At 68.8% G+C, this 19559-nt stretch carries 17 protein-coding genes; 15 read left to right on the top strand and 2 right to left on the bottom strand.

Features of this window, described 5'->3' with window-relative positions; genetic code table 11:
• Positions 1-71 precede the first annotated feature (71 nt).
• From ACREYQ_RS21470 to ACREYQ_RS21445, 6 genes are all read left to right on the top strand, one after another.
• Entirely contained in the window at positions 72-2513 is a 2442-nt protein-coding gene (locus ACREYQ_RS21470) for a TonB-dependent receptor (protein WP_432262185.1), read from the top strand.
• A 123-nt stretch (positions 2514-2636) separates the two neighbouring features.
• Positions 2637-3293, top strand: coding sequence for a Vgb family protein (locus ACREYQ_RS21465; protein WP_432262184.1), 657 nt, complete (start codon positions 2637-2639; stop codon positions 3291-3293).
• 127 nt (positions 3294-3420) lie between these two features.
• On the top strand, positions 3421-3621 hold the full coding sequence (locus ACREYQ_RS21460) for a hypothetical protein (protein WP_432262183.1): 201 nt from the start codon (positions 3421-3423) through the stop codon (positions 3619-3621).
• 89 nt (positions 3622-3710) lie between these two features.
• Positions 3711-4247: a hypothetical protein gene (locus tag ACREYQ_RS21455; protein WP_432262182.1), complete on the top strand. Its 537-nt coding sequence runs from the start codon at positions 3711-3713 to the stop codon at positions 4245-4247.
• Positions 4248-4359: 112 nt separating this feature from the next.
• Complete coding sequence (gene serA, locus ACREYQ_RS21450) at positions 4360-5586, top strand: phosphoglycerate dehydrogenase (RefSeq protein WP_432262618.1); 1227 nt, start codon at positions 4360-4362, stop codon at positions 5584-5586.
• A gap of 183 nt (positions 5587-5769) precedes the next feature.
• Positions 5770-6096 (top strand): hypothetical protein, encoded by a 327-nt coding sequence (locus ACREYQ_RS21445; protein ID WP_432262181.1) that lies wholly within the window; start codon positions 5770-5772, stop codon positions 6094-6096.
• A gap of 123 nt (positions 6097-6219) precedes the next feature.
• Here ACREYQ_RS21445 and ACREYQ_RS21440 read toward each other — a convergent pair whose 3' ends face one another.
• The gene (locus ACREYQ_RS21440; protein WP_432262180.1) at positions 6220-7176 is read right to left on the bottom strand and encodes an L-threonine 3-dehydrogenase; all 957 of its coding nucleotides are present in this window, start codon (positions 7174-7176) and stop codon (positions 6220-6222) included.
• Positions 7176-8375, bottom strand: coding sequence for a glycine C-acetyltransferase (kbl, locus tag ACREYQ_RS21435; RefSeq protein ID WP_432262179.1), 1200 nt, complete (start codon positions 8373-8375; stop codon positions 7176-7178). The genes ACREYQ_RS21440 and kbl overlap by 1 nt, the downstream gene beginning before the upstream one ends.
• Positions 8376-8479: 104 nt before the next feature.
• On the opposite strand from kbl, the gene ACREYQ_RS21430 reads away from it, so the two are divergent.
• The 9 genes from ACREYQ_RS21430 (at position 8480) to ACREYQ_RS21390 (ending at position 19502) form a co-directional block, all read left to right on the top strand.
• A complete protein-coding gene (locus ACREYQ_RS21430) occupies positions 8480-9076 on the top strand; it encodes a helix-turn-helix domain-containing protein (RefSeq protein ID WP_432262178.1) in 597 nt (198 codons plus the stop codon).
• A 165-nt stretch (positions 9077-9241) separates the two neighbouring features.
• Positions 9242-9709, top strand: a complete 468-nt coding sequence (locus ACREYQ_RS21425; protein WP_432262177.1) for a nucleoside deaminase — start codon at positions 9242-9244, stop codon at positions 9707-9709.
• A gap of 341 nt (positions 9710-10050) precedes the next feature.
• Positions 10051-10260: a hypothetical protein gene (locus ACREYQ_RS21420; protein ID WP_432262176.1), complete on the top strand. Its 210-nt coding sequence runs from the start codon at positions 10051-10053 to the stop codon at positions 10258-10260.
• Between the two features lie 59 nt (positions 10261-10319).
• Positions 10320-11018, top strand: a complete 699-nt coding sequence (locus tag ACREYQ_RS21415; protein WP_432262175.1) for an intradiol ring-cleavage dioxygenase — start codon at positions 10320-10322, stop codon at positions 11016-11018.
• 70 nt (positions 11019-11088) lie between these two features.
• Positions 11089-12555, top strand: coding sequence for an MFS transporter (locus tag ACREYQ_RS21410; RefSeq protein ID WP_432262174.1), 1467 nt, complete (start codon positions 11089-11091; stop codon positions 12553-12555).
• A 449-nt stretch (positions 12556-13004) separates the two neighbouring features.
• Positions 13005-14405, top strand: coding sequence for an HlyD family secretion protein (locus ACREYQ_RS21405; protein ID WP_432262173.1), 1401 nt, complete (start codon positions 13005-13007; stop codon positions 14403-14405).
• A gap of 27 nt (positions 14406-14432) precedes the next feature.
• A complete protein-coding gene (locus ACREYQ_RS21400; protein ID WP_432262172.1) occupies positions 14433-15773 on the top strand; it encodes a hypothetical protein in 1341 nt (446 codons plus the stop codon).
• Between the two features lie 2 nt (positions 15774-15775).
• Positions 15776-17737: a glycosyltransferase gene (locus ACREYQ_RS21395; RefSeq protein WP_432262171.1), complete on the top strand. Its 1962-nt coding sequence runs from the start codon at positions 15776-15778 to the stop codon at positions 17735-17737.
• 37 nt (positions 17738-17774) lie between these two features.
• Entirely contained in the window at positions 17775-19502 is a 1728-nt protein-coding gene (locus tag ACREYQ_RS21390; RefSeq protein ID WP_432262170.1) for an efflux transporter outer membrane subunit, read from the top strand.
• The last annotated feature ends 57 nt before the right edge of the window (positions 19503-19559 follow it).

Genomic DNA, 19559 nt, shown 5'->3' with positions numbered 1-19559 from the left:
AACCTGCTGAGGGCCTCCGGTCAGGCGCTACCCAATGCAGGTATGCGCCGCCCTTCCGGAGGAGACAGCACATGCCAGCCAACCCGCACCCTGCACCGCCAGGTCAGCCGCCCTGTGACCCCGCGGCCCGCCGCGGCAGCCTCGCCGGCGCGCTCCCCGCCATGGTGGCAGTGGCCATCGCGCTGCTGACCCAGCGTCCCGCTGTTGCGCAACAGGACACCGCTGTCCCAAAGCAGGACAGCAACCTGCTGCCGGAAGTCCTGGTAGTGGCCGCCACGCCGCTGCCGGGCATCGGCGTGGCCAGCGACCTGGTGCCCTACACCGTGCAGACCGTGCGTGGCGGCGACCTCGACGGCTCGCGCGCCGGCAACCTGGCCGAATACCTGAACCGCAACCTGGCCGGCGTCAACGTCAACGACATCCAGGGCAGCCCGTTCCAGACCGACATCACCTACCGCGGCTTCCGGGCATCGTCGATCCCCGGCGTGCCGCAGGGCCTGTCGGTGTACCTGGACGGCATCCGCGTCAACGAGCCCTTCGGGGACGTCATCAGCTGGGACATGATTCCGGAGGCGGCGCTGGCGAGCGTGTCGCTGGTGTCCAGCGCCAACCCGGCCTACGGCCTCAACACCCTGGGCGGGGCCCTCGCCATGACCACCCGTTCCGGACTGGACTCGCCCGGCTTCACCGCCGACTTGTCCTACGGCAGCAATGCCCGCAAGCGCGCCGACCTGTCCGGCGGCGTGCGCAGCGACAGCGGCTGGCATGCATTCGCGGCCGGCACACTGTTCCAGGAGAACGGCTGGCGCGACCAGTCCGGCGGCCGGCTCGGCAATGTCTTCGCCAAGGCCGGCTATGCGGGCGATACCAACAGCTGGGACGTCTCCGTGCTGCATGGACGCAGCACGCTGACCGGCAATGGCCTGGTGCCCAGTTATCGCGCCAGCGGCGGCGGCACGCTGCCCGATCTCTACCAGGCCAACCGGCGCGCCGTCTACACCTACCCCGACCAGACCCGCAACCAGGTGACCCAGGCCACGGTCAACGGCCGCCACTGGTTCGACGACAAGACCAGCGCCGCCGCGCTGGCCTATGTGCGCACCAGCCGCCGGGACACCACCAATGGCGACGTGAGCCCGGACTATGCGGCCTATGTCGAAGCCTGCGAGGACGGCTTCAACGCCGACGGCAGCCCGCGCGGCGAAGGCTGCGGCAGGACCCGGGCGCAAGGCGCAGCGCTGCATCCGGCCGTGCTCAACACCACCCACATGTGGCAGCAGACCGTCGGCATGGCGCTCAGCGCGTCCAGGGAGACCGATCGCCACCTGCTCAATGCCGGCCTGACCCTCGACCGCAGCCGCCTGACCTATTCGCAATACACGCAGCCCGGCACCTTTACCGACGACCGCGGCGTGGTGGCCGACCCCACTGAACCCAACGCCCTGTTCTCCGGCGTCAGCGGCACCGCGCGCATGCTTGGCCTGTATCTGTCCGACACCTGGTCGCTGACGCCCACCACCTTCCTGACGGCCTCGGCCAGGTGGAACCACGTCACGGTCAGCAATACGCTGCGCAACAGCGACGGCAGCGAACAGCCGCGCGAGAGCTTCACCTACCGCCGCCTCAACCCGGCACTGGGGCTCGCGCAGAAGCTTGGCGGTGGCGTCACGGTGTTCGGCGGCTACGCCCAGAACAACCGCGTGCCTACCGTGCTCGAACTCGGCTGCGCCGACCCGGCGCAGCCATGCCGCCTGCCGGCCGGCCTTCAGTCCGACCCCTACCTCAGGCAGGTGGTCTCACACTCGTACGAGGCCGGCGTGCGCTGGCTCCCGCGCAAGGACACCGAAGTCACCGCCTCGCTCTACCGCATCGACAACCACGACGACATCCTCTTCCTGCGCGCGCCGAACACCCAGCTCGGCTACTTCGCCAACTTCGACCGCACCCGCAACCAGGGCCTCGACCTCACCGCCCGCCAGCGCCTGGGCGACGTCACGCTGCGGCTGGCCTACAGCTACCTGCAGGCCACCTACGAGTCCGCCGGCCAGCTTGCCGTCGGCGAACGCACCATCGACATCCGCCCGGGCATGCGCATGGCGGGCCTGCCCCGCCATACGCTCAAGCTGGGCGTGGACTGGCAGGCCCTGGCCGGCCTGACGCTTGGCGCCGACCTGGTGGCAGTGTCCAGCACCGTCTCCAGCGGCAACGAAGACGGCCTGCGCAGCGACCCGCAGGCCGGTACCGCGCCAAAGACCGCGGACTGGCATGCGCCTGGCTACGCCACCGTCAACCTGCGCGCGGCGTACAAGGCAAGCAAGCAGCTTGAGATCTATGCGCGCGTAGCCAATGTGTTTGACCGGCGCTATGAGACCTACGGGCAGGTCGCGAACGATGTGTTCCCCGGCGGCAGCCTGGTGCGGCCGCACGTTGCCCCTGGCGATGCGGCCACCGCGCTCTTCGTGGCCCCGGGCGCGCCGCGCAGCTTCTGGCTGGGCGTGGTGTTCCGGATGTAGCCGTCACAGGGTGCGGGCGAAGCGCAGCTGCCCGCCTTGTTCATCCCTCCGGAGACGGATAGCCGTGTGCTAGATTAGGCCACGGCAATCCTTGGCGGGGAGTGACAGTGTGGCGGGATTCGGATGGACTCACGCATAGCGGCCGCGGCGCTCGCGCTTGCCGCGGGTGACCCGCTCGGCGTCACCTTTGACGGCCGGCAGGTCTGGTTTGCCAGCGGCGACAAGCTCAATGCGCTGGACCCGGCCAGCGGCAGGACGCTGCGCGCGCTGGAGGTTCCGGCCCATGCGGGCACGGCCTTCGATGGCCAGCACCTGTTCCAGATCGCCGAGGACCGCATCCAGAAGATCGATCCGCAGAGCGGGCGCGTGCTGGCCACGATCCCCGCGCCGGGCGGTGGCGGCGACTCAGGGCTGGCCTGGGCCGAGGGCACGTTGTGGGTCGGGCAGTACCGGGAGCGCAAGATCCACCAGGTCGATCCGCAGACCGGCGCGGTCCTGCGCACCATCAGCTCCGACCGCTTCGTCACCGGCGTCACCTGGGTCGATGCCGAGCTCTGGCACGGCACCTGGGAGGGCGACCAGAGCGAGCTGCGGCGCATCGATCCGCAATCGGGCGCGGTGCTGGAGGCCATTGCCATGCCGCCGGGCGAGGGGGTGTCCGGGCTGGAGTCCGATGGCGGCGACCGCTTCTTCTGCGGTGGCGGCAACAGCGGCAAGCTGCGCGTCGTGCGCCGGCCGCGGCAGGCCGGCAAGGTTGCGGCGGACAACGGCAACGACTGAAGCGATGCCGCCCGGGCCTGGGCGGACAACCCCGGCGCGGCCGTCTTCACGATTCCTTACAGACAGCCGCGCTGGCACAATCTATTCTCCTGTCGCAAACGGATTCCCCCACAACAAGGAGAAATCAATGAAATCCGCCCTGGCCCTTCTGATTGCCTGCAGCGCGCTGCTCGGCGGCTGCGTGGTAGCCCCCTATGACGACTACGGCGGCGGCCCCCAAGGCCAAGGCTGCCCGCCGGGGCAGGCCAAGAAGGGCAACTGCCGCGTCGACGCGTACGGCAACGAATCCTTCTGTCCGCCGGGCCAGGCCAAGAAGGGCCGCTGCTAAGCGCTGGCGGACGGCGTCAGCCGGTTGCGTGGGCCAGCCCGGCGGCGGGACAATAGCGGATGCGGGCATCCCGTCCGCAGGAGAGCGCCATGTCATCCCGGCTCATGCCAATCAGATTTATCGGCAAGATGTGCGTTGCCGCTGCCGCGCTCGGCTCGCTCGGAGCCTGTGCGACGTTGCAGCCCGAACAGACCGGCAGACAGATGATCGGCAGCCCGGAAAGTGCCGTACGCATTACATTCGGGCAACCCACCGAGACCTTTCGCCTGGCCGACGGCACCACCCGCTGGCTCTGGTCGCGCCAGCCCTTCGGGCATGAGGTCTACGCCGCCGATTTCGATGCCGGCGGCAAGCTCACCAGCTATCGCCAGATGCTGACCGAGCCGGAGATCTATCGCGCCCAGGTCGGGGTCTGGACCAAGCAGGACGTGCAGGAGCGCTTCGGCCTGCCGCGCGAGCCGGTCCAGTACTACCCGCTGATGAAGCGCGAGGCCTGGTCATGGCGGATGTACAAGGACGGCCTGCAGACCGCGCATTTCAGCTGCTACTTTGATGACGCCGGCGTGCTGCGCCAGACCATGATCATCGTCGATCCGCTCGGCGGCGACAGGCGCCGCGCGCGCTGACACGGCACCCGGCGCGGCGGCCGGTGCCAATGCCGGCAGCAGGGACTCCCCGGCCAGGGCACCGTTTTGCGCGCAGAATGGTGGGGATGCGGCAATGTCCGCCAACCCCTCCATGCGGAAAACGAACGTGACCACTGCGATCCTGCTCGAGAACATCCACCAGAGCGCCAACGCCCGCCTGACTGAAGCCGGCCTGCAGGTCGAGCGCCGCACCGGCGCGCTGGCCGGCGCCGACCTGCGCCAGGTGCTGGCCAGCCATGACGTGGTCGGGATCCGCTCTGCCACCCACCTGCGCGCGGACGATATCCGCAGCGCCCCGGGGCTGCTCTCGATCGGCTGCTTCTGCATCGGCACCTCGCAGGTCGACCTGGACGCCGCGACGGCCGCCGGCATTCCCGTATTCAATGCGCCCTTCTCCAATACCCGCTCGGTGGCCGAGCTGGTGGTGTCCGAGGCGGTAATGCTGCTGCGCCGGATCCCGGAGAAGAACGCGCTGGCGCACGCCGGCAAATGGGCCAAGGGCGCCGCTGGCGCGTTCGAGGCGCGCGGCAAGACCATCGCCATCGTCGGCTACGGCAACATCGGCTCGCAGGTAGGCGTGCTGGCTGAATCGATGGGCATGCACGTGGTCTACTACGATGTGCTCGCGCGGCTCTCGCACGGTTCCGCGCGTGCCGCCGGCTCGCTGGAAGAAGCGGTGTCGCAGGCCGAAGTGGTGACCCTGCATGTGCCGGCCACGCCGCGCACGCGCAATATGATCGATGCGCGCATCCTGGCCGCCTGCAAGCCGGGCGCGATCCTGATCAATGCCTCGCGCGGCAGCGTGGTGGATATCGCCGCGCTGGCGGTGGCGCTGCGTGAAAAGCGCCTGGCCGGCGCGGCCATCGACGTGTTCCCGGAAGAGCCGAAGACCAACAACGACCCCTTCGCCAGCGAACTGCAGAACCTGCCCAACGTCCTGCTGACCCCGCACGTCGGCGGCAGCACGGAAGAAGCGCAGGAGAACATCGGCACCGAAGTGGCGGCCAAGCTGGCGCACTTCCTGGCCACCGGCGGCACCATCGGCGCCGTCAACTTCCCCGAGGTCGACCCGGGCCCGCTGCACGCGCCGGCGCGCCTGCTCAACGTGCACGGCAACGCGCCGGGCGCGCTGGCGGCACTGAACACGCTGCTGGCGCAGGAAGGTGTGAATATCACCGGCCAGCACCTGCAGACGCGCGGCCACACCGGCTATGTGGTCACCGACCTCGATCGCGTGCCGTCCGGGCAGCTGATGCAGGCGCTGCGGGACCATGCGGGCTTTGCCCGCTCACGGCTGATCCTGCGCGGCGCCGCGTAGCCACAAGCGGCCATCACCAAAGCGATACCAGGGCAATTGTCACAAAAGTGCCTCAACCCTTAAGAAAGTTCTGATCACGCCGCTATGCTTAATGTGGCCCACGCGCGGATCCGTGGGCCCGCACTGAGCGCGATCTGCGTGGCGGCCCGCATCGGCGCCACACTAACAATAATGAGGGTCAACATGTCGCTTGAACGGAGCAGGAAGGCCGCCGGCGTTGCCGGCCGGCTGATCGCAGCAAGTCTGCTGGCCGTGGCGGGTACCGCGGCTGCGCGTGCCGGCACCATTACCTTTCTTGGGGGGATCTCGTACCCGTCTTGCGGCTTCAGTCCGTCGGCCGGACTGCTGCAGGCGCACTGCCAGCAGCCATCGGGAAAAATCGTCTCAGCGCCGGTCGCGGTGCCGCCAGCCCGGCTGCTCGGGCAAACGCGGATCGGCGCGGCCAGGCTTGAGATCGAACCCGCCCATGCCGTGCCGGACGCGTACCTCGTGGTGGTGACCTATCAGTAGATGACACAGCGGGCAGGCGCTCGCGCAAGCGGGCCCCTGCCTGTTCGAGTCCAGCGTGCCGGGCCAGCCGCGCGCGCAGCTGTGCAACGCCCGCTACCCGACGGCGCGATCGCGCCGTAGTGCTCAGGCAGCCAGCGTCGCCCTCAGGTTGGCCAGCATGTCGGCCACCATCTCCTTCAGGCCGTACGCCGCCTGCCACCCCCAGTCCGCGCGCGCCACCGAATCGTCGATCGAATCCGGCCAGCCCTGCGCAATCGCCTGGCGATAGTCCGGTTCATAGCGGATCTGGAAGCCCGGGACCTGCTCGCGGATGGCCGCGGCGATCTGCGCGGGCGTGAAGCTCATGCCGGCGATGTTGTAGCTGCCGCGCTCGCCGAGCTTGTCGGCCGGCGCTTCCATCAGTTCGATGGTGGCGCGGATGGCATCGGGCATGTACATCATCGGCAGGGCCTCGTCTTCCTTCAGGAAGCAGGTATAAGGCTCGCCCTTCACCGCCGCATGGAAGATATCGACCGCATAGTCCGTGGTGCCGCCGCCGGGCGGGGTCTTATGCGAGATCAGGCCCGGATAGCGCACGCTGCGCACATCCACGCCGTGGTTGGCGTGATACCAGCGGCACCAGCCCTCGCCCGCCTGCTTGGAGATGCCGTAGACCGTGGTGGGCTCCATCACGGTCTTCTGCGGCGTGTTGTCCGACGGCGTGGTGGGCCCGAACGCCGCAATCGAACTCGGCCAGAACACCCGCTCCAGCCCGGTCTGCCGAGCCAGCTCCAGCACGTTGAGCAGGCTGGTCATATTGAGGTTCCAGGCCCACTGCGGCGCCTTCTCGCCGGTGGCCGACAGTGCCGCGGCCAGCAGGTAGACCTGGGTGATGCCATGGCGCTCGACCACGGTGGCCAGTTCGCCCCGGTCGGTGGCGTTGAGCATCTCGTGCGTCAGGTGCACGTGGCGGCCGGTCGGCACCACGTCGGAGGTGATCACATTGGTGCGCCCGTAGCGCTCGGCCAGTGCCAGCGCCAGCTCGGAGCCGATCTGGCCGTTGGCCCCGACGATCAGGATCTTCGGTTTGCCGTCTGCCATCAGATCAGCCCCAGTTCGCGGCCGGCCTGGCCGAAAGCATCCAGCGCCGCCTGCAGCGCGGCCTCGTCATGCAGCGCGCTCATCTGCACGCGGATGCGCGCCTGGCCCTTGGGCACCACCGGGTAGAAGAAACCCACCACGTACACGCCCAGCTCCAGCAGCCGCTGCGCAAGCTGCTGCGCCTTGTCGGCGTCGTAGACCATGATCGGGATGATGGGGTGGTCCCCCGCCTTCACGTCGAAGCCCAGCTTGTCCAGCCCCGCGCGGAAGAATCTGGTGTTGCGCGCCAGACGATCGCGCAGCTCGGTGCTGCCTTCCAGGATATCGAGCACCGCGATCGACGCGCCCACGATGGCCGGCGCCACCGTGTTGGAGAACAGGTAAGGCCGCGAGCGCTGGCGCAGCAGCGCCACGACTTCCTTGCGCGCGCTGGTGAAGCCGCCCGAGGCGCCGCCCAGCGCCTTGCCCAGCGTGCCGGTGATGATGTCGATCTTGCCGAACACGCCGCGCGCCTCATGCGTGCCGCGCCCGCGCTGGCCCATGAAGCCGGTGGCATGGCATTCGTCGATGCCCAGCAGCGCGCCGTACTCGTCGCAGATCGCGCGCATCTGGTCCAGCCGCGCCACGGTGCCGTCCATCGAGAATACGCCGTCGGAAAACACCAGCGTGTAGCGCGCGCCATCGGCCCGCGCCTGCTCCAGCTGCGCGCGCAGGTCGTCCATGTCGTTGTGGTCATAGCGATAGCGGCGCGCCTTGGACAGGCGGATGCCGTCGATGATCGAGGCATGGTTGAGCGCATCGCTGATCACCGCGTCCTCCGCCCCCAGCAGCGTTTCAAACAAGCCGCCATTGGCATCGAAGGCCGAGCCATAGAGGATGGTGTCCTCGGTGCCGAGGAAGTTCGACAGCCGCGCCTCCAGCGTCTTGTGCAGATCCTGCGTGCCGCAGATAAAGCGCACCGAGCTCAGCCCGAAGCCGTGCGTGCGCAGCGCCTCGTGCGCGGCCTCGATCACCTGCGGATGCGACGACAGGCCCAGATAGTTGTTGGCGCACAGGTTGATGACCTCGCGGCCATCGGTGGTGCGCACGCGCGCGCCCTGCGGCGTGGCGATCACGCGCTCGTTCTTGAACAGCCCCGCCTCGCGGATGCTTTCGAGTTCGGTGCGGATGGATGCATAGAATGCCTCGGCATTCGACATGGCTTGGCTCCCGTTGGTGTGCGAGGGATGTGCTACGATCTGATCGATAAATCGAACGCGTTCTTTATATCGAACGTTTTGAGCAATATAACGAACATCCATCCATGACGCAAGCCCTCGTCCAGACCCCACCGACCGACGGGCCGCCCGCGGTCGGCATGGCGCTGCAGGCGCTGCGCCAGCAGCAGCGGCTGTCGCTCGACGAACTATCGCGCCGTGCCGGGGTTTCCAAGTCGATGCTGTCGCAGATCGAACGCAACCTGGCCAACCCCACCGTGGCGGTGCTGTGGCGCCTGGCCAATGCGCTCGGCGTGAACCTGGCGGATTTCCTCGCGGGCGGCGCGGCCGAGCGCCCCGGCGGCGGCATCGCCGTGGTCCAGCCGCACGCGATCCCGTCGCTGAAAAGCCCCGATACCCGCTGCGACCTGCGCATCCTGGGCCCGATCGACCTGGCCGGGCGCTTCGAGTGGTATGAACTGACCATCCAGGCCGGCGGCGTGCTGGCGTCCGAGCCGCACGAGGCCGGCACCCAGGAACACCTGTCGGTGCTGAGCGGATCGATGACGGTGCGCGCAGGCACCGATGAAAAGAAGCTGCGGCACGGCGAGACCGCGCGCTATGCGGCAGATGTCGTACATGCGATCTCCAATGGCGGCAAGACCACTGCCACCGCACTACTGGTTGTAGTGCATCCGGGCTGACGCGAAAAGGGAGGCGGCTGCGCGCCGCCTGTTGCCGCGCAGCGCGCGCACGGCCCAAATACGCCCTATAACAACGGACGCCACCATGCGCACGCACGCTGACCTATAGTCCCGAGGCCCGCACCACATCCGCCTGCACGGGCCAGGCCTCCATGGAGACAACGCGTGTCGACGACAGAAGCCTACCTGCTTGATTCCATCCGCCTCGCCATGGAGAACGTGCGCGAACGCAATACCTGGCCCTTTGGCGCCGTGGTCGTCAGGGACGGCAAGGTGCTGGCGCGCGCGGTGAACGAGGTGGATGCCAGCTGCGACCCGAGCGCGCATGCCGAAATGCAGGCCGTGCGCGCCGCCAGCCGCGCGCTGGGCAAACCCGACCTGACCGGGTGCACTGTGTATGCCAGCGGCTACCCCTGTTCGATGTGCCTGTCGGCGATGTTCCTGGCCGGCGTCGAAGCGGTCTACTACGCCTACTCCAACGAGGACGGCGCACCCTACGACCTGTCCGCGGAACGCGGCTACATCGAGCTGGCCCGACCATTGGAACAGCGCGAGATGAAGCTGGCCTACGTGCCGGCGCGCGCCGAGGGCATCGACCTGTACCAGGCCTGGCGCGAGCGGCAGGGCCAGTAGGCGAGGCAAGCAGGTACGGGGCGGTAGGCTGCCGCACCAATTCCACAGCGCCGGCATGGCCATCGCATTGTCACCATAGATGGTTAATATTGGCGATGACGGCGCTGCGACGCCCGATCACATGTAACGGCCAGCCGTTGCACGGAACCGCGCGCTGCCTGCCTCGTCAAACCAACTGATCGCCGCAGACAGGCGCCGCACTGCAGCATTTCACCGCAATGCAGCACGCGCAGCCGGCATGTGCCGCATTGTCTCTCCGATCGCTTACTTCTTCCAGCGCCCGGCGCAATTGCGCCGCGCAGACTCCCAGCAAACGCCCCCCTCTTGCCAAGGAGACGAACGTGCTGAGCCCGCATGAACTTGCCACGCTGCTATTGCTGAGCGACGGCCCGGATTCCCTCGATTTCAGCGATTCCCGCCAGATCGATCCCATCGACCTGAAGGCACTGGTCGAAAAGCAACTCGTAAAACTTGAGATCCTGCACGGCTCCCACCAGGAGCCGCGCATCACCAGCCACGGCTACTCGATGCTCAAGGCGATGGGGCGCTGACGTCCCGGCGCAACGCTTCAGCACGCGCCGCAAGGCACACCCGCAACACGAAGCCCACGATGACGGTGCGTCCGCCTATTGGCGCCGACTGCACGGCAGACGCCGACGCGGCGCGCCGCCGCTTCCTGCATGACCTGGGCAGCCTGCTTGCTGCCGCCGGCATCGCGCCCGGCACGGCAGCGGCCACCCCGCCCGCCGCGTGCCTGCTGACGCCCGCCGCCACCGAAGGCCCCTTCTACCTGGACGACGCCCTGGTACGCGCCGACATCCGCGATGACCGCCCCGGGCAGCCCTTGCGGCTGCGCATCCGGGTGGTGGACGCCGGGCACGCCTGCGTGCCGGTGCCGGGTGCGCTGGTCAGCATCTGGCATTGCGATGCCGACGGCAGCTACAGCGGCGAAGGCCCCGGCAACCGCCAGGCGCGCTTCTTGCGGGGCGTGCAGCCCACCGGCCCGGACGGCGTGGCGACATTCACGTCGATCTATCCGGGCTGGTATGCGCCGCGCGCCATCCATATTCACTTCAAGGTGCTGCTCGGACACACCGAGGCCCTGACCAGCCAGCTGTACTTCAGCGATGCGCTGAACCGCGAGGTGCTGGGCACGCATCCGGCTTATCGCTCGCACGGCGTGCCATCGCGCGCCACGGCGCAGGATCCCATCGCGGGCCCTCGCCCAAACCTGATGCGCGTGCACCAGGCCGCCGATGCAGCGGGGCTGCTGGAAGCCGAGTTCACGGTCGGCATCGCCCGCGCCTGAGCCGACGTTCCTGCCGGTACCGCTGAGCGCGGCGTCAGCCGCTTGCCGCGGTTTCCTATACTGGTTGGCAATGCCAACCGATACCGCCCTCGCCAGCGTCGCTGTCGACACTGCATTCCGCACCGACATTCCCGGGCGGCTTGACCGCCTGCCGTGGTCGCGCTGGCATTGGCGCGTAGCGATTGCGCTGGGCGTCGCCTGGGTGCTCGATGGCCTGGAAGTCACGCTGGTCGGCTCCGTCGGCGCCGTGCTGGAGCGGCCCGATACGCTGGGGCTGACCGCGACGCAAGTGGGCTGGTCGGGGTCGCTCTATATCGCGGGCGCGGTGCTGGGGGCGCTGGTGTTCGGGCGCATGGCCGACCGGCTCGGGCGCAAGCGGCTGTTCCTGGCCACGCTCGCGGTCTACATGGCGGCGACGCTGGCGACCGCGTTCGCGCCCGGCTTCGCCTTCTTTGCCGCGTGCCGCTTCCTCACCGGCCTGGGCATCGGCGGCGAATACGCGGCCATCAATTCCGCCATCGACGAACTGATCCCCGCGCGCGTGCGCGGGCGCGTCAACCTGGCCATCAACGGCAGTTTCTGGCTGGGCGCGGCGCTCGGCGCGGGACTGAGCCTGGTGCTGCTCGATGCGCGCGTGCTCGGCCCGGTATGGGGCTGGCGCGCATGCTTCGCCCTGGGCGCGGTGCTGGCGGTGGCGATCGTGCTGGTGCGCAGGCACGTGCCCGAGAGCCCGCGCTGGCTGGCCACCCACGGCCGCCTGGATGAGGCCGGGCGCGTGATCGCCGCGATCGAGGCCGAGGTACGCGCCCGCCACGGCCAGCTGCCGCCGGTGGCACCCGATTGCGTCGCGCTGGCGATGCGCCGGCGCGCCGCGCCGGGCGTGGGCGAAGTCATGCGCCTGCTGCTGCGGCGCTATCGCCAGCGCAGCATCATCACGCTGGCGCTGATGGTGGCGCAGGCCTTCTTCTACAACGCGATCTTCTTCACCTATGCGCTGGTGCTGTCACGTTTCTATGCGGTGCCGCAAGCGCGCGTCGCACTGTATATCTTTCCGTTCGCGCTGGGCAACACCCTCGGGCCGCTGCTGCTCGGCCCGCTGTTCGACCACATCGGGCGCCGGCGCATGATTGCCGCCACCTACGTCCTGTCCGGCATCGGCCTCGCACTGACCGGCTGGGCCTTCGTTGAAGGCTGGCTCGATGCGCGCACGCAGGCGCTGTGCTGGTCAGCGGTGTTCTTTCTGGCCTCGGCCGCGGCCAGTTCGGCCTACCTGACCGCGAGCGAAGTGTTTCCGCTGGAAATGCGCGCGCTGGCGATCGCCGTGTTTTACGCCGTGGGCACCGGCACCGGCGGCTTCGTCGCACCGCTGCTGCTGGGCGCGCTGATCGAAAGCGGCAGCCGCGAAGCCGTGGCAGCGGGCTATGGCTTCGGCGCGGCGCTGGTGATCGTCGCCGGACTAATGGCCCTGCGCTTCGGCATCGATGCCGAACGCCGTCCATTGGAACACATCGCGCCGCCGCTCACTGCGGACGACTAGCTGCCGACGCTGCACGGCATGCCATGTTAATCCCGTATTAAGCAGTGCTACAGCCTCCTCTTACACATTTTTACAGCAAGCGAAGGGGTAACTGACTAGCCTTAACTCACTCGCGGCGGCCTGACTGCGTGAATCCTTGCTTCAACGGGCTGCCATTTCTTGGCCATTGACTGGCCATTGTTCAACTCTGCCTGGATGAAGCCGGGCAAATCCACGGGCCGCATGCCGCCGCATGCAGTGTGTCGGCCCGAATGCAAAGTGCGCCGATACGGCTCAGCCACATCGCGCGTGCTGCAGACAACAAGCTGAATTGGGGACTAGGCAAGCCCGGCATCGCGCGACAGCACTTGCGCAGCGCCACTCGCTTGCCTGGAAAAACGCTCGTCCGGATTGCGCCTTGCGCAGCCGGCGGGGATGCTTTTTGACTTTGCTTGCCGGAGAACAACACCATGGCCGACCAGCGCAACAATCCGCCACCCATACAACACCCGCTGACACCGGCACCGCTGCGCCAACCGCATGGCGACGGACTGGTGCACCGCCCGCAACCCGTGGCCGTGCCGCTATGGCATATCGTGCCGCGCATGGCCGGTTACGGCGTCGTGCTGTTCATCATCTGGGCCGTGCTGACAATCATGTTTCCAAATGTGTTTACGCGCTCGTCGGAGCGGGCCGTCGTGAACAGTCCCGTCAGCCTGGTGACTTCGCCGGTGGAAGGCGTGGTGATGAAACAGATGGTGGCCGCGGGCCAGCCGTTCACGGCCAACCAGCCGCTGATGATCGTGCAGAACCCGAACGTCGACCGTTCGCTGCTGGTCGATCTGACCGGCAAGAAGCTCGACAACCAGCAGCGCTACGACTCGGCCAAGGCCAAGCTGGAAAGCAACCGCAGGCTGATGGCCGCCACCGAGCAGGACCTGCAGCGCTACAACAGCGCGGCGCAGCGCGAACACGCCACGCGCGTGCGCGCCCTGGAGGCGCGCCTGGCATCGGCCAAGGCACAGGAGGACCAGCAGACGGAAGTGGTCAACCGCAACCAGAGCATGCAGTGGGCCGGGGCCGTCAGCGAGGCCTACACCAATGCCTCGCGCTACCAGCTGTCGATGCTGTCCAATTCCAAGGCTGCGGCCAGGGCCGAGCTGGATAACGCCGTCGGCGAGAGCCAGGCGTCGCGCAACAAGGTCTATGCCTCGTCCACCGACGGCCCCAGCGCCGCGCTGGCGCAGCGGCGCCAGGTGCTGAGCGCGGAATCGGCGCAGCTGACGGCCGAGCTGGAGCAACTGGAAGCCTATGGCAAGTCGGTCGACGAGATGCTCGCCACCGAGCAGGAACGCATCGAGCGCCTGTCCAACCTGGACATCCGCTCGCCCGAGCCCGGCACCATCGAGGACATGATTGCGCAGCCCGGCATGCGCGTCGCCGCCGGGGCCACGCTGGCGCGCGCCAGCAACTGCGCGCAGACGCGCGTGGTGGCGGTGTTCCCGCGCAGCCTGAGCGACAACCTGCTGCCTGGTGCCCGTCTGAACGTGCAGGTCGACGGCATGCCCACGGCACTGCCGGCCTCGGTGGCCGAAGTCCTGCCGCGCGCGCCGGACGGCGACCAGGCACGCTACTTCGTGCCGTTCCCGCCGATCGAGAAGAACGAGATCTATGTGATCGCCAAGCTCGACCGTCCGCTCGGCAACCTGCCCGGCAAGGCCGGCGCTGCGTCAGGAACAGGGACAACGCCGGGAACGGCGGGCACGGCCGCGGCGGCAGCGCCAACCCAGTCCGGCCACTGCGGCATGGGCCGCTGGGCGCGCGTGACGCTGAACCAGAGCTGGCTGGGTCAGCTGCGGGCATCGCTGTAAACGCCTGCGCAGGCAAAGGAGAACCGGATGCAATTGCCGATCCCGACTGCACGCCTGCCCCGCCTGGTTGCCGGCGCGCTGCTTCCCGCCGTATTCGCGCTGTCGCCATGCGCGGCTCGCGCCGCTGAACCTGCCCAGCAAACGCTGCTGGCCGATGGCTGCAAGACCCTGGCCGAGCGCGTCGGCCGTGAAGGCGGCAACGGCCCGGTCTTCCTTGCCAGCTATGAACCCGCGCCAGGCGGCGAGCCGCTGGCGCCGGCGCTGCGCAATGCCGCCTTCGTCTACGACAACGCGCTGGCCGGCATCGCACTGGTGGCCTGCAAGCGCCCCGCCGAAGCGCGCCGCATCGCCGACGCCGTGCTGCAGGCGATCCGCCAGGACCGCCACTTCCGCGATGCGCGCCTGCGCAACGCCTACCGCGCGGGGCCGGTGCCGGCGGGACCGGTGCCGCTGCCGGGCTGGTGGGACGAACCGAGCAAGCGCTGGTTTGAAGATGCCTACCAGGCGGGCACCGCCACCGGCAACGTTGCCTGGGCCGCGCTGCTGCTGCTGGCCGTGCATGAGGCCACGCGCGATGCGCGCTACCTCGATGGGGCCGCCGCGCTGATGGGCTGGGTGCATGCCACCGTGCCCGACACCAGCGCGCCCGCCGGCTACGTCGGCGGCTTCTTCGGCCATGAGCCCAGGCAGGCGCGCCAGGGCTGGAAATCCACCGAGCACAACGTCGATACCTATGCCGCCTTCAGCTGGCTTGCCAGCCAGCGCAACGATCCGCGCTGGCGCGACGGCGCGGCGCGCTCGCGCGGCTTTGTCAGCGCCATGTGGCAGCCGCGCGAGGGTCGCTTCATCATCGGCACGCGCGACGATGGCCGCGCGCCCAATGCCGGCCCGTCCGCGCTGGATGCGGTGCTGTGGCCGCTGATCGCGATCCCGGATCCGCCGCAGGACTGGCGCCGCAGCCTGGCGTGGGTAGAGGCAAAGCACCGCGCCGGCGCGGGCTACGGCTTCAAGGGCGGTCCCGACGGTATCTGGACCGAGGGCACCGGGCAGGCGGCGCTGGTGCTGCAGGCCGCCGGGCAGGCGCAACAGGCGCAGCCGCTGTGGCAGTTGCTGCAGTCGCAGCGCGCGCCGTCCGGGATGCTCTACGCCACGCCTGAAGCGCGCATCAGCACCGGGCTGTCGATCGGGCCCACCTCGACCACGGAGGACTTCAACTACTTTCACCTGCCCCACCTGGGCGCCACCGCGTGGGCCGTGCTGGCCGCCGCGCGCTGGAATCCTTTCCGTCCGGGCGGGTGCATGGAACCGTCCTGCCCGCCACCGGCGATTGCCGCCGTGCCGGCCGATGCAACCACCACCAAGGACTGACGATGTTCGCCCTCTTCCTGGAAAACCAGACGCTGCTGGTCATCAACGTCGGCGTGCTGCTGGCAACGGTGTTGCTCTCGATGCTTTGCCGGCACGAGCGGCCGGCGGACCGCATCCTGTTCGGCGGCGTCACCGCCCTGCTGCTCGGGGTGTATCTGACGTGGCGCGTCCGCGCAACGCTGCCGGAGTGGCAGATGACCTTCACCAGTGTATGGGCCCATGTGTTCTTCGCGTTCGAATGCATGACGCTGGCCTATACGCTGCTGTCGATCGTGGTGCTGGCGCGCACCAGCAACCACACGCCCGATGCCGACGCGGGCGAGGCCGCGCTGCGCCGCGCCGCGCACGTGCCGCCGGTGGACATCTTCATCGCCACCTACAACGAAGGGCTGGAGATCCTGGAGAAGACCATCGTCTCCGCGCTGGCGATCGACTATCCCGATTTCCGCGTCTGGGTGCTGGACGACACCCGCCGCGACTGGCTGCGCGAGTTCTGCGAGCGCGTGGGCGCCAACTACGTAACGCGCCCGGACAATGCCCACGCCAAGGCCGGCAACCTCAACAACGGCCTGCGCCAGAGCGCTGCGGCCGGCGGCGCCCCCTACATCCTGGTGCTGGACGCCGACTTCGCGCCCCATCGCAATATCCTGCTGCGCACCGTGGGCCTGTTCAACGACCCGCGCGTGGGCGTGGTGCAGACGCCCCAGTTCTACTACAACGCCGATCCCATCCAGTACAACCTGCGCGCCACCGAATGCTGGGTCGACGAACAGCGGGCGTTCTTCGACGTGATGCAGCCGGCCAAGGACGCGTGGGGCGCGGCCTTCTGCATCGGCACCTCGTTCGTGGTGCGGCGCGACCTGATCGACCTGATCGGCGGCTTCCCCACCGGCACGGTGACCGAGGACATCCACCTGACCTACCGGCTGCTGCCGCACGGCTTTATCACGCGCTGGCTCAACGAGCGCCTGAGCGTGGGCCTGTCCGCCGAAGGCCTGCCCGAATACATCAGCCAGCGCAGCCGCTGGGGGCTGGGCACGATCCAGGTGGCGCTGACCGCCGACGGGCCCCTGCGCGGGCGCGGCTACACCGGGATGCAGCGCCTGCACTATGTGCACGGCCTGCTGCACTGGCTGTCGCGGCCGTTCACGCTGATGCTGCTGGCGGGGCCGCTGCTGTACTGGTATTTCGGCGTCTCCACGCTCTATGGCGAGCCGCTGCAGTTCCTGGCCTACGGCCTGCCCGCGCTGGTGGCCTACTGGGCCTACAGCATCTGGATCACCGGGCAGCGCGCGCTGCCGATCTTTACCGAGGTCACGCAGATCGTCGCGGCGCTGGCGGTCAGCGCGTCGCTGGTCAGCGCAATGTTCAAGCCATTCGGAAGGCCGTTCAAGGTCACCAACAAGGGGCTGGACCGTTCCAGGCTGGTGATCCACGGCAAGTTTGCGGCGCTGTACGCTGGCCTGCTGGGTTTCTCCGCGCTGGGCCTGGGCCGCGCACTGGTCATGGACCCGGACGCGCAGGGGTTGGCCTTCAATACGATCTGGACCGGTGTGGCGCTGATGCTGTATCTCGCGTCATTGCTGGTGTGCGTGGAGCTGCCGCGCCCGCGCAAGGAAGAACGCTTCCCGCACCGCGCGGCGGCACTGCTGCGCGTGGATGGCCGCGAGTACCGCGTCACCACCGAGGATCTTTCCTGCAATGGCGTGGCCGTGACCACGCCGCTGGCGCCCGCCTTCCGTCCCGGCGCCGAGGGCGCGCTGTGGCTGGCGCAGACCGGCTGGATGCCGTGCCGCGTGGCGCGCCGCGACGGCCAGTTGCTGGGTATCGCACTGCATACCAGCATGGCCGCGCGCCACGCCCTGATCCGGCTGCTGTTCACCGATCCCGCCCACAACATCGCCCGTCAGGGCCAGCCCAAGCTCGCGATCTCGCGCTTCATGCGGCGCGCGCTGATGGGCTGACCCCGCCTGCTCCCAATCACTCTCTCCGGAACCATACATGCGAAGCCTGCCCCGTCACCGTATCCTGCCCCCGCCGCGCCTGCTGCTGCCCTGCGCGCTGGTGCTGGCCCTTGCCGCCTGCACGATGGAGCCGCAATACCAGCGGCCCGATGCACCGGTCCCGTCGGCATGGCCGGAAGGCGCGGCCTACCGCACCCCGCAGGCCAAGGCCGCAAGCGGTGCGGCGCAGCCCGGCCAGCCTGCGCAGCCCGCAGGTCCCTCCGCCGCCGACCTCGGCTGGCGCGATGTCTTCATCGATCCGCAACTGCGCCAGCTGATCGAGCTGGCGCTGGCCAACAACCGCGACCTGCGCATGGCCACGCTGGCCATCGACGAATCGCGCGCGCTGTACCAGATCCAGCGCGCGGCGCAGTTCCCCACGGTGGAGGGCAGTGGCGGCATGGTGTCGCAGCGGCTGCCGCCACGGCTGCGTGCGGCGGGCCAGCCGCCGCAGATCACCACCTACAACGCGGGCATCGGCCTGACGGCGTTTGAGCTCGATTTCTTCGGCCGGGTGCGCAGCCTCAAGCATGCCGCGCTGGAGGAATACATGGCCACGGAAGAGGCGCGCCGCAGCGCGCAGATCAGCCTGGTGGCGGAGGTGGCCAACGCCTACCTGACGCTGCGGGCCGACCGCGAACTGCTGAAGCTGTCGCAGGACACGCTGAAAATCCAGCAAGACGCTGCGGAGATGATACGGCGCGGGAAACAGGCAGGCGCGATGGCGCAACTGGACCAGCATCGCGCGCAAACCCAGGTGGAGACCGCGCAGGTGGGCGTGGAGCAGTACACGCGGCAGGTGGCGCAGGACGAGAATGCGCTGGCGCTGCTGATCGGCGGCCCGTTGCCCAAGTCCGTGACCGATGCCGGCGCCGCTGCCACCAACCCCAATGCCCCCGCGCAGGATCCGCTCGATGCGCGCATGCTGATGAGCGAGTTCCCGGAAGGCTTGCCGTCCAGTGTGCTGGTGCGCCGGCCCGACATCCTCGACGCCGAGCACCGGCTCAAGGCGGCCAATGCCAATATCGGCGCGGCGCGCGCGGCCTTCTTCCCGCGCATCTCGCTGACCAGCGCGCTGGGCGTGGCCAGCAGCAGCCTGGCGGGGCTATTCTCCGGCGGCATGGCGTGGGTGTTTGCGCCGCAGCTGACCGTGCCGATCTTCGACGCCGGCCGCAACCGCGCCACGCTGGATGCGGCCAACGTGCGCAAGGACATCAATGTGGCCAACTACGAGAAGACGATCCAGACCGCGTTCCGCGAAGTGGCCGACAGCATGGCGGCACGCGCCACCTACGAGCGCCAGGTGCAGGCCCAGGAGGCCCTGGTGCGCGAAGGCAGCGAGACCCGGCGGCTGTCGGAAATGCGTTTCAAGAACGGCGTCGACGATTACTTCGGTGTGTTCGATGCTCAGCGCCAGCTCTACACCGCGCAGCAGGCGCTGATCACCTACAAGCTGGCCGGCCTGACCAGCCGCGTGTCGCTGTACAAGGCGCTGGGCGGCGGCTGGCGCGAGCTGAGCGAAGCCGCCCCCGCGCCCAATGGCGGCGCACGCCAGGCACCCGCCGCACGGCCGCAAGCGGCGGCACAGCCCCAAGGCGTGGCGCGGACGCAGTCCGTGGCGCCGACCCAGGCCGCTGCCCAGCCCCAGGCTGCAGCGCAACCTCAGGCGCCAGCGCAATCTCCAGCGGTGGGACAGCCCGCACCCGTCGCGGCTACGCCGCGCTGAGCCGCAGCGGCGGCCCGGGACCGCTGAGCGGCGGCGTGCTCCGGGCACGGCCAACTG

It is taken from the genome of Cupriavidus sp. TMH.W2 (assembly GCF_050847365.1).
Taxonomy (GTDB): domain Bacteria; phylum Pseudomonadota; class Gammaproteobacteria; order Burkholderiales; family Burkholderiaceae; genus Cupriavidus.
The sequence above is the reverse complement of the archived record's forward strand: the minus strand, read 5'-3'. Positions and strand labels throughout refer to the sequence as shown.